The organism is Rothia mucilaginosa (assembly GCF_049990865.1).
Taxonomy (GTDB): domain Bacteria; phylum Actinomycetota; class Actinomycetes; order Actinomycetales; family Micrococcaceae; genus Rothia; species Rothia mucilaginosa_I.
Map to the genome: position 1 here is coordinate 344,157 of NZ_CP188231.1, position 13,451 is coordinate 357,607.

19 protein-coding genes are annotated in these 13,451 nt (G+C 57.4%); all 19 read left to right on the forward strand.

Going from position 1 to position 13,451, the window contains the following annotated elements; genetic code table 11:
* Positions 1-147 precede the first annotated feature (147 nt).
* The 19 genes from ACP3RB_RS01445 (at position 148) to ACP3RB_RS01535 (ending at position 13,355) form a co-directional block, all read left to right on the forward strand.
* Positions 148-1,338 carry a YncE family protein gene (locus ACP3RB_RS01445; protein ID WP_426699227.1) on the forward strand — a complete coding sequence of 397 codons (1,191 nt, stop codon included), beginning with the start codon at positions 148-150 and terminating at the stop codon, positions 1,336-1,338.
* A gap of 671 nt (positions 1,339-2,009) precedes the next feature.
* Entirely contained in the window at positions 2,010-2,381 is a 372-nt protein-coding gene (gene rplN, locus ACP3RB_RS01450) for a 50S ribosomal protein L14 (protein ID WP_005504986.1), read from the forward strand.
* A 3-nt stretch (positions 2,382-2,384) separates the two neighbouring features.
* Positions 2,385-2,720, forward strand: a complete 336-nt coding sequence (rplX, locus tag ACP3RB_RS01455) for a 50S ribosomal protein L24 (protein ID WP_005504988.1) — start codon at positions 2,385-2,387, stop codon at positions 2,718-2,720.
* Positions 2,720-3,280, forward strand: coding sequence for a 50S ribosomal protein L5 (gene rplE / locus ACP3RB_RS01460; RefSeq protein ID WP_005505001.1), 561 nt, complete (start codon positions 2,720-2,722; stop codon positions 3,278-3,280). Before rplX ends, rplE begins: the two co-directional genes overlap by 1 nt.
* Before the next feature lie 73 nt (positions 3,281-3,353).
* Entirely contained in the window at positions 3,354-3,752 is a 399-nt protein-coding gene (gene rpsH, locus ACP3RB_RS01465; RefSeq protein WP_049331925.1) for a 30S ribosomal protein S8, read from the forward strand.
* Positions 3,753-3,779: 27 nt separating this feature from the next.
* The gene (gene rplF / locus ACP3RB_RS01470) at positions 3,780-4,316 is read left to right on the forward strand and encodes a 50S ribosomal protein L6 (protein WP_005505004.1); all 537 of its coding nucleotides are present in this window, start codon (positions 3,780-3,782) and stop codon (positions 4,314-4,316) included.
* A 2-nt stretch (positions 4,317-4,318) separates the two neighbouring features.
* Positions 4,319-4,678: a 50S ribosomal protein L18 gene (rplR, locus tag ACP3RB_RS01475; RefSeq protein ID WP_005505006.1), complete on the forward strand. Its 360-nt coding sequence runs from the start codon at positions 4,319-4,321 to the stop codon at positions 4,676-4,678.
* Positions 4,679-4,707: 29 nt separating this feature from the next.
* Positions 4,708-5,352 (forward strand): 30S ribosomal protein S5, encoded by a 645-nt coding sequence (gene rpsE, locus ACP3RB_RS01480; RefSeq protein ID WP_171840195.1) that lies wholly within the window; start codon positions 4,708-4,710, stop codon positions 5,350-5,352.
* A gap of 2 nt (positions 5,353-5,354) precedes the next feature.
* Positions 5,355-5,561: a 50S ribosomal protein L30 gene (gene rpmD, locus ACP3RB_RS01485; RefSeq protein ID WP_004005265.1), complete on the forward strand. Its 207-nt coding sequence runs from the start codon at positions 5,355-5,357 to the stop codon at positions 5,559-5,561.
* A gap of 2 nt (positions 5,562-5,563) precedes the next feature.
* Positions 5,564-6,010, forward strand: a complete 447-nt coding sequence (gene rplO / locus ACP3RB_RS01490) for a 50S ribosomal protein L15 (protein ID WP_005505008.1) — start codon at positions 5,564-5,566, stop codon at positions 6,008-6,010.
* 281 nt (positions 6,011-6,291) lie between these two features.
* Positions 6,292-7,599 carry a preprotein translocase subunit SecY gene (gene secY / locus ACP3RB_RS01495; RefSeq protein WP_424826947.1) on the forward strand — a complete coding sequence of 436 codons (1,308 nt, stop codon included), beginning with the start codon at positions 6,292-6,294 and terminating at the stop codon, positions 7,597-7,599.
* Positions 7,596-8,159 carry an adenylate kinase gene (locus tag ACP3RB_RS01500; RefSeq protein WP_424826946.1) on the forward strand — a complete coding sequence of 188 codons (564 nt, stop codon included), beginning with the start codon at positions 7,596-7,598 and terminating at the stop codon, positions 8,157-8,159. Before secY ends, ACP3RB_RS01500 begins: the two co-directional genes overlap by 4 nt.
* Positions 8,160-8,279: 120 nt before the next feature.
* Complete coding sequence (map, locus tag ACP3RB_RS01505) at positions 8,280-9,116, forward strand: type I methionyl aminopeptidase (RefSeq protein ID WP_298592551.1); 837 nt, start codon at positions 8,280-8,282, stop codon at positions 9,114-9,116.
* A 122-nt stretch (positions 9,117-9,238) separates the two neighbouring features.
* A complete protein-coding gene (gene rlmN / locus ACP3RB_RS01510) occupies positions 9,239-10,453 on the forward strand; it encodes a 23S rRNA (adenine(2503)-C(2))-methyltransferase RlmN (RefSeq protein WP_005505017.1) in 1,215 nt (404 codons plus the stop codon).
* Between the two features lie 286 nt (positions 10,454-10,739).
* Positions 10,740-10,961 carry a translation initiation factor IF-1 gene (infA, locus tag ACP3RB_RS01515; protein ID WP_005505018.1) on the forward strand — a complete coding sequence of 74 codons (222 nt, stop codon included), beginning with the start codon at positions 10,740-10,742 and terminating at the stop codon, positions 10,959-10,961.
* Positions 10,962-11,085: 124 nt separating this feature from the next.
* Entirely contained in the window at positions 11,086-11,199 is a 114-nt protein-coding gene (gene rpmJ / locus ACP3RB_RS01520) for a 50S ribosomal protein L36 (RefSeq protein ID WP_004005257.1), read from the forward strand.
* A gap of 179 nt (positions 11,200-11,378) precedes the next feature.
* Complete coding sequence (gene rpsM / locus ACP3RB_RS01525) at positions 11,379-11,747, forward strand: 30S ribosomal protein S13 (RefSeq protein WP_005505026.1); 369 nt, start codon at positions 11,379-11,381, stop codon at positions 11,745-11,747.
* Between the two features lie 68 nt (positions 11,748-11,815).
* Positions 11,816-12,223 carry a 30S ribosomal protein S11 gene (gene rpsK, locus ACP3RB_RS01530; protein WP_005505028.1) on the forward strand — a complete coding sequence of 136 codons (408 nt, stop codon included), beginning with the start codon at positions 11,816-11,818 and terminating at the stop codon, positions 12,221-12,223.
* Between the two features lie 139 nt (positions 12,224-12,362).
* The gene (locus ACP3RB_RS01535) at positions 12,363-13,355 is read left to right on the forward strand and encodes a DNA-directed RNA polymerase subunit alpha (protein ID WP_304191857.1); all 993 of its coding nucleotides are present in this window, start codon (positions 12,363-12,365) and stop codon (positions 13,353-13,355) included.
* Positions 13,356-13,451: the final 96 nt, after the last annotated feature.

Below are 13,451 nucleotides of genomic sequence, written 5' to 3' on the forward strand. Positions count from 1 at the left end.
AATATCAAAGGTGCAGTGCATGGAGTGCGCTAGAAAAGCCTCAAAATGGAGGGTAAAGCGTAAAATATACAGCAGAAAGCTCCGGAGGCTAAGCTCGCAAAATATGAGACGAGCTAGCCTCCAAACTACATAACTCTGGAGATATCTATGCTTCCCTCGGCTGCTGGAGAAGAACAGAAGAATACGCTGGATACCAAGCGTTTTTCCGTAGATCGTTCTGCGGGACTCGCCGGTCAATATCAGGTGGCATACAACCCCGAAGAGAACGTTCTTTTTGTGAGCGGAAGCTTCAACCATGCAAAGACCCACGGCACTCTCTGCGCCACAATTGCTCGTATCAATGCAGATACCCTGCAGATTGAGAAGACGGCTGTTCTGCCTGCTATCCCGGAAAATAAACCCGAGCTAGAAAACCTCTTCCAGATTCAAGCTGCCTATGGTCTAGCTGTAGACAATCAGCGAGGGCTTCTTTGGACCGGAGGAACCCGTACAAACTCGGTAACTGCATACTCCCAAAAAGACCTATCGCTCGTATGGGATTCTCTCACTCTAGGGGAGGAGATGCTGACGCCGCGCGAGCTATACGTTGCACCCAACGGCGCCGTACTCGTTACCGGAATGGGTGGTTACCAGGTAATCTCTGCATCCACCGCGGAGGGGGAACGCACGGTTAGTCCCCTTCAAGGGGAAGGCCTCGCCATGCTGCTAGGACCCATAGCGGATGAAGCTCGTAGCCGTCTGTACATCCCGAATATTTTGCGAGATGAAATCTGGGTTGTGGACATGAATACCTGGGGTCTCGTGCACAGACTGCCCGTAACTGGTGGGGAAGACTCCAATACTCCAGTTGGCGTTCACGGCGTAGAGATTGATCCGACCCGTGGTGAACTTTATGTCTCTGCACAAGGACGCGAGGGTAAAAATGGCGGTCTATACGTTCTGAGTATTGAGGGTGAGCACCTCGCTTATCTTCCATTTGGCAAAATGCCCACCGATATCTTGCTCGATACAGAACGTCATCTGCTCTACGTTGCTGATTTTGGAGGTAAGGGAGAGTCGGCAGTCGCCGGTGGCGGAACCATCACCGTCATTGACACGCTCAATCGAACCATCATCGAGACCTTGCAGGTAGCCCCGACCCGTATTAATCACCAAGTTCTGCTGGAGGACGGGAGCGTTATTGCTATCGACAAGGCGGGGGATTACCCCGCAGTTGAGGTTCCCTACGTGCTGGATGCGCGCTCTGGCGAATACTACGAGGCAGCGGAAGAAAATCGGCCGGGAGAAGCCCCTCGTCCTATTGTTCGTGACGGTATCGCGAAAGTATATGTGTCCTAGCTGCTGAGTGAAGAGCAGCTGAGAGCAGCTGATATATCAACGTAGCGCGTGCTGTGCTTTTGTGCTGTGTGTACGCTCTCGGGGTGGGGAGTAGGGGCGGGGTGGTCTCTTGCTCATCCCGCGGCAAGTCTGTCGTAGAGGGACATTAAAGCGTAGTAAAATATAAATATCTATCATCCTTGTTTGACACATTGTTTGATAGATTTCTCGAGGCCCCTTCAGTTTCTTATGCGTCAGGAACTACACGAAGGGGCCTCCTGCTTTAAGTGTCAAATAAGGGACCTTCTCAATCGATGGTGATGTGGGATATGAGGTTTTTACTCTCTAAACCCGACTCTTCCCCAGAGATAGGGTAGGGGAGACTGAAATCATAGTCGGCAAACTCTTGCGCTACATACCTGCTTCCTGTACAGTGTTAAGACTGTGTGGCTGTATCCAAATAGCCGCACAACCACGGGCTTCTCGTGCCAGTGCATAATGCCGCTACTTACGGGTGGGATACGCCCGCTTCACGCGGGTCCAAATGCTTCTGGCATGGGTTTGCCCCAGGCGTTTCCGCTAACCCCTTCCGCAGAGATGGGGCCCGGGGCGTCAACCAATCCCGTAAAAATGTTCCGCAAGGCTGGCTCGCGCCTAAAGCGAGTCGGAACCGGCGAGACGACAGGAGAAATATGATTCAGCAGGAGTCGCGACTGAAGGTCGCCGACAACACTGGTGCGAAGGAAATCCTGACCATCCGTGTTCTCGGTGGTTCCTCGCGTCGCTACGCAGGCATTGGCGACATCATTGTCGCAACCGTCAAGGATGCAATCCCCGGCGGTACCGTAAAGAAGGGTGACGTTGTCAAGGCAGTCGTCGTCCGCACCAAGAAGGAAACCCGTCGTCCCGACGGCTCCTACATCAAGTTCGACGAGAACTCCGCAGTGATCCTGAAGAACACTGATGGTGATCCCCGTGGTACCCGTATCTTCGGCCCCGTGGGTCGTGAGCTTCGCGACAAGAAGTTCATGAAGATCGTTTCGCTGGCTCCGGAGGTGCTCTAATTCATGGCTAAGATCAAGTCCGGCGACCTGGTTCAGGTTATTTCCGGTGCAGATAAGGGCAAGCAGGGCAAGGTTCTGAAGGTTCTCCCCAAGGAAAACCGCGTGATTGTTGAGGGCGTCAAGGTCGTCACCAAGCACACCAAGGCTAACCCCCTGACCGGCGCAGCAGGCGGCATTCAGAAGGTTGAGGCACCGATCCACGTTTCTAACGTTGCGATTGTTGACCCCGAGACCAAGAAGCCGACCCGTGTTGGTTTCCGCCTCGAGACTGTAGAGCGTGACGGCAAGGAGCGCACCGTTCGCGTGCGCGTTGCTAAGCGTTCGGGTAAGGACATCTAATGACCGAAACCAAGATCACCCCCCGCTTCAAGACCAAGTACGCTGAGGTCGTCGTTCCCGCTCTGCAGGAAGAGTTCAAGTACGAGAACGTCATGCAGACCCCGAAGATCGTTAAGGTCGTCGTAAACATGGGTGTTGGCGAGGCAGCTCGCGACGCAAAGCTCATGGACGGCGCAATCCGCGATCTCACCGCAATCACCGGTCAGAAGCCGATTGTTACCCGCGCTAAGAAGTCCATCGCACAGTTCAAGCTGCGCGAAGGTATGCCCATCGGTGCACACGTCACCCTGCGTGGCGACCGCATGTGGGAATTCCTGGACCGCCTCGTCACCCTGGCACTGCCCCGAATCCGCGACTTCCGCGGCCTCTCGGACCGCCAGTTCGACGGTAACGGTAACTACACCTTCGGTCTGACCGAGCAGTCCATGTTCCACGAAATCGATCAGGACTCGATCGACCGCGTGCGTGGTATGGACATCACCGTGGTGACCTCCGCGAAGACCGACGAAGAAGGCCGTGCAATCCTGAAGGCACTGGGCTTCCCGTTCAAGACCAACTAACGACTACGTTGTAGGTCCAGACCCCGTTACCGCGGGGTAGGGAAACCACAACGAGGAAGGGCTAAAGCCCACAATGACTATGACTGATCCGGTCGCAGATATGCTGACCCGTTTGCGTAACGCAAACTCCGCATACCACGACACCGTATCCATGCCCTACTCCAAGCTGAAGTCTCGCATTGCAGAGATCCTGAAGGCTGAGGGCTACATCGCCGACGTGAAGGTTGAGGATGCAAAGGTCGGCAAGACCCTGACCCTCGTCCTCAAGTACGGTCCGTCCCGCGAGCGTTCCATCGCTGGCGTGCGTCGTATTTCCAAGCCGGGCCTGCGTACCTACGCAAAGTCCACCAACCTGCCCCAGGTTCTGGGTGGCCTCGGCATCGCAATCCTGTCCACCTCTTCGGGTCTGCTCACTGACAAGCAGGCTGCGAAGAAGGGCGTGGGCGGCGAAGTCATCGCTTACATCTGGTAGTCGGTTAGAAGAGAAAGGAAGAGAATAATGTCACGTATTGGACGTCTCCCCATCTCGGTTCCCGCCGGCGTTGAGGTTAAGGTCGATGGCAACCTGGTCACCGTTAAGGGCCCGAAGGGCGAGCTCTCCCACAAGGTAGCTTCCCCCATCACCGTGGCTCTGAACGAAAACGAGATCGTTGTATCTCGTCCGAACGACGAGCGCCTGTCTCGCTCGCTGCACGGTCTGACTCGTACCCTGATTCAGAACCTGATTATCGGCGTTACCTCCGGCTACGAGAAGAAGCTGGAAATCGTTGGTACCGGTTACCGTGTGACCCCGAAGGGTAACGACCTGGAGTTCGCTCTGGGCTACTCCCACCCGATCAACATCACCGCTCCCGAGGGTATTACCTTCGCAGTGGAGGGTGCTAACAAGCTGACCGTGTCGGGTATCGACAAGCAGCTCGTTGGTCAGGTTGCAGCAAACATTCGTGGTCTGCGTAAGCCCGATCCCTACAAGGGTAAGGGTGTTCGCTACGCAGGTGAGCACATCCGCCGCAAGGTCGGAAAGGCTGGTAAGTAAACATGGCTATCAAGTCGAAGGCAGCGCAGCGTGCACGTCGTCACGCTCGCATCCGCAAGTACGTTTCGGGTACCGCTGCGCGTCCGCGCCTGTGCGTCACCCGTTCGACCCGTCACATGTTCGTTCAGGTTATCGACGATGTCAAGGGCGTAACCCTGGCATCCGCTTCCACCATGGAAGCAGAGCTGCGTGCAGCTGACCTGGACAAGACCGCTAAGGCAAAGCGCGTTGGTGAGCTCGTTGCAGAGCGCGCCAAGGCAGCTGGTGTTGAGGCAGTCGTGTTCGACCGCGGTGGTAACAAGTACCACGGCCGTGTTGCAGCCGTTGCTGACGGTGCACGCGAGGGAGGTCTTGCACTCTAATGAGCGAGCAGAACGTAAAGGAAACTCAGGTGAGCGAAGCAGTAGTAGCTGAAACCGCTGAGACCTCCAACCAGCGCGAGGAGCGCCGCAACAACCGCGGCGAGCGTCGTGGCCGTGGTGAGCGCCGTAACAACCGCGCTCGCGAGGAGGAGAAGGACAAGTACATCGAGCGCGTTGTGACCATCAACCGCGTTTCCAAGGTCGTCAAGGGTGGTCGTCGCTTCAGCTTCACCGCACTGGTCGTCGTTGGTGACGGTAACGGCCTGGTCGGCGTTGGCTACGGTAAGGCTAAGGAAGTTCCCGCAGCAATCTCCAAGGGTGTCGAGGAAGCAAAGAAGAACTTCTTCCGCGTTCCCCGCATCGAAGGCCGCACCATCCCGCACCGTGTGCAGGGTGAAGCAGCTGCAGGCGTTGTGATGCTCCGTCCGGCAACCGCTGGTACCGGTGTTATCGCAGGTGGCCCCGTGCGTGCAGTACTCGAGTGCGCAGGCATTCACGATGTGCTGTCCAAGTCGCTCGGTTCCTCGAACCAGATCAACATCGTTCACGCAACTGTTGCAGCACTCAAGGAGCTTGAGGAGCCCCTGGCAGTGGCAGCCCGCCGTGGCCTGCCCACCGATGAGGTTATCCCCAGCTACCTGCGCAACACCAAGTCTGAAAAGGCAGGTGCGTAGTAATGGCCAAGCGTATTCAGCCCAGCGACGCAAAGCTGGAAATCACCCAGGTCAAGTCCTATGTTGGTCAGAAGCAGAACATGCGCGACACCCTGCGTTCCCTGGGCCTCAAGCGCCCCGGCAACAAGGTAGTCCGCACTGCTGACCCCGTCACCGTTGGCATGGTTAACACCGTTGCTCACCTGGTGAAGGTTGAGGAGGTCAAGTAAAGATGGCAGAAGCTATCAAGATTCACGATCTGCGCCCGGCACCGGGTGCCCACAAGGCAAAGACCCGCGTTGGCCGCGGTGAAGGCTCCAAGGGTAAGACCGCAGGTCGCGGTACCAAGGGTACCAAGGCACGTTACCAGGTTCGTGCAGGCTTCGAAGGCGGCCAGCTGCCGCTGCACATGCGCCTGCCGAAGCTGCGCGGCTTCAAGAACCCCTTCCGCACCGAGTACCAGGTTGTTAACCTGGACCGCATCCAGGAACTGTTCCCCAACGGTGGCGACGTCACCGTTGAGGCACTGGTTGCTAAGGGCGCCGTTCGCAAGAACGAGCTCGTGAAGGTTCTGGGCAACGGCGAAATCTCCGTCAAGGTGAACGTTGTTGTCGACAAGGCATCGGCTTCCGCTATCGAGAAGATCGAGGCCGCTGGCGGTTCTGTAACCGTTAAGTAGTCTTCAAGACGAGAAAGCCCCCGTCCGTACACTGTACGGCGGGGGCTTTTTGCTGCTCGAAAAGACTCACAACAGGGGAATATTCCTGTATTCGCATATTTGAACGCTTGGTGTGCGCCACATTTAGCGTCCAAAAATCACGCTAAGAGAATATAAAAGCTACATAATCTGCTAGGGAGTTATCGTTACCCGCTCTAAACACGATAGACTGGAAGATGTGTTTACTGCGCCCTAAAACTCTTTGAGAGGGATGGGCGCCCCATAGACTTACAGGAGGACATGTGCTGAGCGCATTCGGGCGAGTCTTTAAGACCGCCGATTTGCGGCGTAAGCTGCTGTTTACCCTGGCAATGATTGTGCTGTACCGCGTGGGCACTTTCATCCCCGCGCCAGGCGTTTCCTACGGAAATGTACAGCAGTGTCTGAACGCCAATGTTACGAGCGGTGGCGTCTACGATATCGTTAACCTCTTCAGCGGTGGCGCACTGCTGCAGCTTTCGATCTTTGCCCTCGGCGTGATGCCGTACATTACCGCGTCCATTATCATCCAGCTGCTACGCGTGGTCATCCCGCGATTCCAGGAGCTACACGATGAAGGCGCGCAGGGTCAGGCGAAGCTTACCCAGTACACCCGTTACCTGACCATCGCTCTTGCCCTGCTGAATGCAACCACCATCGTCTCGATGGCGCGCTCCGGTGTTCTGCTGGGTAACTGCCCCGGTATCATCCCTCAGGATGATGTACTGCACATCCTGCTGATTATCGTCACCCTGTGTGCAGGTACCACCGTCATCATGTGGATGGGTGAGCAGATTACCGAGCGTGGCGTCGGCAACGGCATGTCCCTGCTGATCTTCACCTCCATTGCTTCCTCCTTCCCGAGCGCTCTGGGCTCCATCCAGCGCACCCACGGTTGGGGTATCTTCGCAGCTGTCTGCGGCATCGGTCTGCTGGTCATGCTCGCTGTAGTCTACGTGGAGCAGTCCGTTCGCCGTATCCCCGTGCAGTACGCAAAGCGCATGATTGGTCGACGCACCATTGGCGGCACCAGCACCTACATTCCGCTCAAGGTCAACATGGCCGGCGTGATCCCGCTGATCTTCGCCTCCTCCCTGCTGACCCTGCCCGGTCTGATTGCCCAGTTCAACACCCCCACCAACGGCTCCACCCCGCCGGACTGGGTTAACTGGATCAACGCATACCTGGTGCGCGGCGACCACCCGCTGTACATTGTTCTCTACTTCTTCATGATTATTGGCTTCGCGTACTTCTACGTGGCGGTCACCTTCGACCCGGTAGAGGTAGCGGACAATATGAAGAAGTACGGTGGCTTCATCCCCGGTATCCGTGCCGGTAAGCCCACCGAGCGTTACCTCAGCTACGTACTCAACCGAATTACGTTGCCTGGCGCACTTTACCTGGGTGTAATTTCCATGATTCCCCTGGTAGCGCTTATCCTATTCAACGCAAACCAGAATTTCCCGTTCGGCGGCGCCTCGCTGCTGATCGTGGTGGGTGTTGGTCTTGATACTCTCAAGCAGATCAACGCTCAGCTCCAACAACGAAACTACGAAGGACTGCTCCGATGAACCGTCTGCTCATCGTCGGCCCTCCCGGTGCCGGTAAGGGCACCCAGGCCGTCAAGATCGCTGAAGCGCTGAAGATTCCCGCGATTTCCACCGGTGATATCTTCCGCAAGAACATCAAGGAAGAGACCGAACTGGGCAAGGAAGCGAAGTCGTACATCGACTCCGGCAACCTGGTTCCCGACTCCGTCACCAACAACATGGTGCGCGCACGCCTGGCGGAAAGCGACGTCGTCAACGGCTTCCTGCTCGACGGCTACCCCCGCAACACTTCCCAGGTGCACGAGCTGGACTCCATCCTCGAAGCCAAGGGCGAGAAGATTGACCGCGTTCTCCTGCTGGTCGCAGACAACGATGAACTCGTCGAGCGTCTGCTCAACCGCGCAGCAGAGCAGGGTCGCACCGATGACAACGAAGAGGTCATCCGCCACCGCCTGAAGGTCTACGAAGAAGAGACCGCACCGCTGATCGCAATCTACCGCGAACGCGGCATCGTCAAGGAAGTTAACGGCCTCGGCGAGATTGCTGAAGTCACCGCGCGCATCCTCGACGCTCTGAAGTAATCTTCTGCTGTACCCCCGCAATTTGAGGTGCATGATGCATCACAAAGACTTGCGGGGGTACAGTGCTGTCTGTAGAGTTCTAAGCTTGGGCGTACCGCCCCACATACCTAAGGAGCCAGAATGGCACGAGTCGAAATTAAAACCAACGCACAGCTTCAGCAGATGGCTCGTGCAGGCGTCATTACCAGCCGTGCACTTGATGCGGCGGTGGCGGCAGCGCGCCCCGGCGTAACCACCGCAGAGGTGAACGCAGCCTTTGAACGCACCATGCTGGAACTGGGCGGCACCTCCAACTTCTACGGTTACTACGACTACCCGGCGACCGTATGCACCTCCGTCAACCACGAGGTTGTTCACGGTATCCCCGGCGACTACGTGCTCAAGGACGGCGACATTCTCTCCATCGACGGTGGCGCGTACGTTATTGATCCCGCAACCAACCGCCAGTGGCACGGCGATTCGGCGCGCACCGTACTGGTTGGCAACGTGAGCGAAGCACGCGCCGAGCTCTCCGCCGTCACCCGTGAGGCAATGTGGCACGGTATTGCTGCCCTGGCAACCGCAAAGAAGGTCGGCGAAATCGGCCTTGCTATCGAAGCGTACGTGACCGAAGAATACGGCGATAAGTACGGCATCATTGAAGACTACGTGGGTCACGGTATCGGTTCGCAGATGCACATGGCACCGGACGTGCTGAACTACGCTGTGCGTGACATGGGACCGAAGATCAAGCCCGGCATGGCTTTCGCTATCGAACCGATGCTCGTCACCGGTTCTATCGAGACCAAGGTGCTCTCCGACGACTGGACTGTTGTGACCGTTGACGGCTCCGACGCATGCCAGTGGGAGCACTCCGTTGCTGTGCACAGCGAAGGTATTTGGGTCCTGACCGCAGAAGATGGTGGCGCAAGCGAACTTGCTCGCTTCGGCGTAACCCCGGTTCCGATCCCCGCCTAAGTCCCACCGCTAGGGGAGGGGCCCCACCTTTAGCTACCCCACCTACACCGAAGAAACCGGCGAATCCGGTCCGGTGCGTGATAGCGCATCCGAAAGCATCCACATCACAAGGAAGAAGCTCCATGAGCGAAACTCTCAACAGCGGCGAGGCAACCGCACCCGCTGCGACCAAGGTGCCGGTTGAAATCTCGAACGTTCGCCCCGCACCCGGCCAGATTGCCCTGAAAGCACCGCGCCGTGCGAAGCCGCCCAAGCATATCGCTGACTTCGACATGGCTGGCCGCCGCGAATTTCTGAAGGAACTGGGCTACCAGTCGTTCCGTGCATCCCAGCTGTCCAAGCACTATTTTGAGCGTCTGGTCACTGACCCCGCTGAGATGACTGACCTGCCGGCCAAGGATCGCGAGCAGATGGTTGCTCAGGCGATGCCCCAGCTACTGACCCCGGTCCGTACCCTCGAGGCTGACGGTGGCGACACCCTGAAGGTTGTGCACCGCCTCTTTGACGGTGCGCTCATTGAGTCCGTCATCATGCGCTATGACAACCGCGTGACCATGTGCATCTCTTCGCAGGCTGGCTGTGGCATGAACTGCCCCTTCTGCGCGACCGGTCAGCAGGGTTTGACCCGTAACCTGTCCACCGCAGAAATTGTGGAGCAGGTCGTTGCCGGTGCCCGCTACCTGAAGCAGATGAAGGGATTGGAAGAAGCAGAAGGCGGTTCTGAGGATACTCGTCCGCTGCGTGTTTCCAATATTGTCTTCATGGGCATGGGTGAGGCGCTCGCTAACTACAAGGCAACCATGGGCGCTGTGCACCGCCTGATTGACCCTTCGCCCGAGGGCCTCGGTATTTCTGCTCGCGGTCTGACCATGTCGACCGTGGGCCTGGTGCCGGGTATTCGTAAGTTCGAGATGGAGAAGCTGCCCATTACTTTGGCGCTGTCTCTGCACGCTCCGGATGATGAGCTGCGTGATGAGCTCATCCCGATTAACCAGCGCTGGAAGGTCGACGAGACTCTGGACGCTGCGTACGACTACTACCGTACGACCGGCCGTCGCGTCTCCATTGAGTACGCACTGATTCGCGATATTAACGATCAGGGCTGGCGTGCGGATCTGCTCGGTAAGAAGCTGGCTCAGCGCGGTCGCGGTTGGGTGCACGTGAACCCGATTCCGCTGAACCCGACCCCGGGTTCGAAGTGGACGGCATCCCGTAAGGGCGTTGAGCAGAACTTTGTGGAGCGTCTGCGTGCCCACGGTATTCCGACGACTATTCGTGATACTCGCGGTTCCGATATTGATGGCGCATGCGGTCAGCTTGCAGCTAAGGAAGACTAAGCAACTGAGCTTTGACCGATAAGCGGTGCCCCTTTCCTGCGGATGGAAGTCCTTAAGACTTTCTGGAGCATGGGGGAGGGGCTTCTTCCTTTTAAACCTTAAGTGCCTGATGTCATAAAAATCACGGTTGTTTTTCCCATGTCTTTGCCGTACAGTTAACAGTTGGTTGTTTGTGCCAGTGTTAAGTGCGCCTTAAAACGCCCTAGCACCTCACCGCGGTGAGCTCACAAACAGAAGATACATTTGCCCGCCGCACCTGCGACGGGCACCGACGTTAGCGGAGGATATGGCTAAGAAAGACGGCGTCATCGAGATTGAAGGCTCTGTGGTTGAAGCTCTGCCCAACGCGATGTTCCGTGTTGAGCTGGATAACGGCCACAAGGTTCTCGCACACATCTCGGGCAAGATGCGTCAGCACTACATTCGCATCCTGCCTGAGGACCGAGTAGTAGTGGAACTGAGCCCCTACGACCTTTCCCGAGGTCGTATCGTCTACCGTTACAAGTAAACCCGAGATAAACGTCGCCCCTGGCGGCGTTTAAATCGTGTTCAAAGGGATAACGCAGTTCCCCAACGTAAGTGAGGGAACCTCTTATCTCGCCAGTAATCAAGTTGCAATCAAAAGGAATGCGATGAAGGTCAAGCCGAGCGTTAAGCCGATCTGCGATAAGTGCAAGGTGATCCGCCGTCACGGTGTGGTCATGGTGATCTGCGAAAACCCGCGCCACAAGCAGCGCCAGGGCTAATCCCTAGCAGCTGACTTCATAACTGCCCCAACAGAGGGCGGAATTGTCATAGGCACCGCTCCGAAGCAACGCCCACGAGGCGCCTTCGGATACCTCCGGACTCAGAGGCCGGGGACCGGGTAAGAATAACCCGGGCAGTGATGCTATAGACCTCTGGAAAACAACAAGGAGAAGCCAGTATGGCACGTCTCGCTGGAGTTGATATTCCCCGCGAAAAGCGCGTGGAAGTTGCTCTCACTTACATCTACGGCGTGGGCAAGACCCGTGCACACGAAACCCTCGCTGCTACCGGCGTCAACCCTGACACCCGCGTCAAGGACCTGACCGACCAGGAGCTCGTGGCACTTCGTGACTTCATCGAAGGCAACTACAAGGTTGAAGGTGATCTTCGCCGCGAGGTTGCAGCTGACATCCGCCGTAAGGTTGAAATCGGTTCCTACCAGGGCCTGCGCCACCGCCGCGGCCTGCCGGTTCACGGTCAGCGCACCAAGACTAACGCACGTACCCGCAAGGGCCCGAAGCGTACCGTCGCAGGTAAGAAGAAGTAAGCAACGTTGCTCTGTTGGATATCCCTATCCGACCAACGTATTAGAAAACCTTTGTAGGAGAATCAAAAATGCCTCCCAAGACTCGCGCTGCGGCAGCTCGTAAGACCAACCGCCGCAAGGTTAGCAAGAACATCGTTGCTGGTCAGGCTCACATCAAGTCGACCTTCAACAACACCATCGTCTCCATCACCGATCCCACCGGTGCAGTGATCTCCTGGTCCTCCGCTGGCGACATGGGCTTCAAGGGCTCCCGTAAGTCCACCCCCTACGCCGCACAGCTGGCTGCTGAGGCTGCTGCAAACCGCGCCAAGGAGCACGGCGTCCGCAAGGTTGACGTGTTCGTCAAGGGCCCCGGTTCCGGTCGCGAAACCGCAATCCGCTCCCTGCAGGCTGCAGGCCTCGAGGTCGGTTCGATCCAGGACGTTACCCCCGTTGCACACAACGGTTGCCGTCCCCCGAAGCGCCGCCGCGTCTAATTAGGTCTCGACCTAATCCCTCGACGGGTACACTCCGTACGGAGCTGTACCCGGAGAGTACAGACACCCGTCTGCTTCCTAAGATATGTTTTCCCCAACCTGTGGGCTCATATAGCGGAGCTCACCGAAAGGAAACAAAGTGCTTATTGCACAGCGCCCCACTCTGACTGAAGAGGTCGTAGCGCCCAACCGCTCGCGCTTCACCATCGAGCCTCTGGAGCCCGGTTTCGGCTACACCATGGGTAACTCCCTCCGCCGTACTCTGCTGTCCTCCATCCCCGGCGCCGCTGTTACCAGCGTCCGCATTGATGGTGTACTGCACGAGTTCAGCACCGTTCCCGGCGTGACCGAGGACGTCACTGAGATCATCTTGAACATCAAGAAGCTCTCCATCTCTTCTGAGAACGACGAGCCCGTCGTGGCCTACCTGCGCAAGCAGGGCGAAGGTGAACTGACCGCAGGCGACATCGAGGTTCCCGCTGGCGTGGAGATCCACAACCCGGAACTGCACCTGGCAACCCTGAACGCCTCGGCAAACTTCAACGCTGAGCTGGTTATCGAGCGCGGTCGCGGCTACGTGACTGCAGCTCAGAACAAGGTCGGCGATGGCGAGATTGGCCGTATCCCGGTTGACTCCATCTACTCCCCGGTTCTGAAGGTTACCTTCAGCGTGAACGCGACCCGTGTTGAGCAGCGCACCGACTTCGACAGCCTGACCCTGGACGTCGAAACCAAGGAAGCCATCGCACCGCGTGACGCCGTTGCTTCTGCAGGCAGCACCCTGGTCGAGCTCTTCGGCCTGGCACGTGAGCTGAACATTGCAGCTGAGGGTATCGAAGTTGGCCCGTCGCCCGCCGACGAGTCCATGGCAGCTGATCTGGCACTGGCAATTGAGGAACTGAACATGTCCGTTCGTTCCTACAACTGCCTCAAGCGCGAGGGCATCCACACCGTGGGTGAGCTCGTGACCCGCAGTGAAGCTGACCTGATGGACATCCGTAACTTCGGTGCTAAGTCCATTGACGAGGTCAAGGCAAAGCTCATGGAGCTTGGCCTGTCCCTGAAGGACTCCCCTCCCGGTTTCGAGCCTGCTGCACGCCCGCTTGATGACGAAGACGGTTCCGGCGAATAATTTCGACCGAATAGTTCACCCGGTTCCACCGGGATCAGTCAAACTTGATTCCCTAAGAGGCTCCGCTGCTGGGGCGTTAGGGAACGCAACTATGGA

Coding starts and splice junctions, on each gene's coding strand:
- infA (WP_005505018.1), top strand. CDS start 10,740: ATGGCTAAGAAAGACGGCGTCATCGAGATTGAAGGCTCTGTGGTTGAA.
- rpsM (WP_005505026.1), top strand. CDS start 11,379: ATGGCACGTCTCGCTGGAGTTGATATTCCCCGCGAAAAGCGCGTGGAA.
- rplR (WP_005505006.1), top strand. CDS start 4,319: ATGGCTATCAAGTCGAAGGCAGCGCAGCGTGCACGTCGTCACGCTCGC.
- rplN (WP_005504986.1), top strand. CDS start 2,010: ATGATTCAGCAGGAGTCGCGACTGAAGGTCGCCGACAACACTGGTGCG.
- rplF (WP_005505004.1), top strand. CDS start 3,780: ATGTCACGTATTGGACGTCTCCCCATCTCGGTTCCCGCCGGCGTTGAG.
- ACP3RB_RS01500 (WP_424826946.1), top strand. CDS start 7,596: ATGAACCGTCTGCTCATCGTCGGCCCTCCCGGTGCCGGTAAGGGCACC.
- rlmN (WP_005505017.1), top strand. CDS start 9,239: ATGAGCGAAACTCTCAACAGCGGCGAGGCAACCGCACCCGCTGCGACC.
- rpsK (WP_005505028.1), top strand. CDS start 11,816: ATGCCTCCCAAGACTCGCGCTGCGGCAGCTCGTAAGACCAACCGCCGC.
- rpsH (WP_049331925.1), top strand. CDS start 3,354: ATGACTATGACTGATCCGGTCGCAGATATGCTGACCCGTTTGCGTAAC.
- rpmD (WP_004005265.1), top strand. CDS start 5,355: ATGGCCAAGCGTATTCAGCCCAGCGACGCAAAGCTGGAAATCACCCAG.
- rplE (WP_005505001.1), top strand. CDS start 2,720: ATGACCGAAACCAAGATCACCCCCCGCTTCAAGACCAAGTACGCTGAG.
- map (WP_298592551.1), top strand. CDS start 8,280: ATGGCACGAGTCGAAATTAAAACCAACGCACAGCTTCAGCAGATGGCT.
- rpmJ (WP_004005257.1), top strand. CDS start 11,086: ATGAAGGTCAAGCCGAGCGTTAAGCCGATCTGCGATAAGTGCAAGGTG.
- rplX (WP_005504988.1), top strand. CDS start 2,385: ATGGCTAAGATCAAGTCCGGCGACCTGGTTCAGGTTATTTCCGGTGCA.
- ACP3RB_RS01445 (WP_426699227.1), top strand. CDS start 148: ATGCTTCCCTCGGCTGCTGGAGAAGAACAGAAGAATACGCTGGATACC.
- rplO (WP_005505008.1), top strand. CDS start 5,564: ATGGCAGAAGCTATCAAGATTCACGATCTGCGCCCGGCACCGGGTGCC.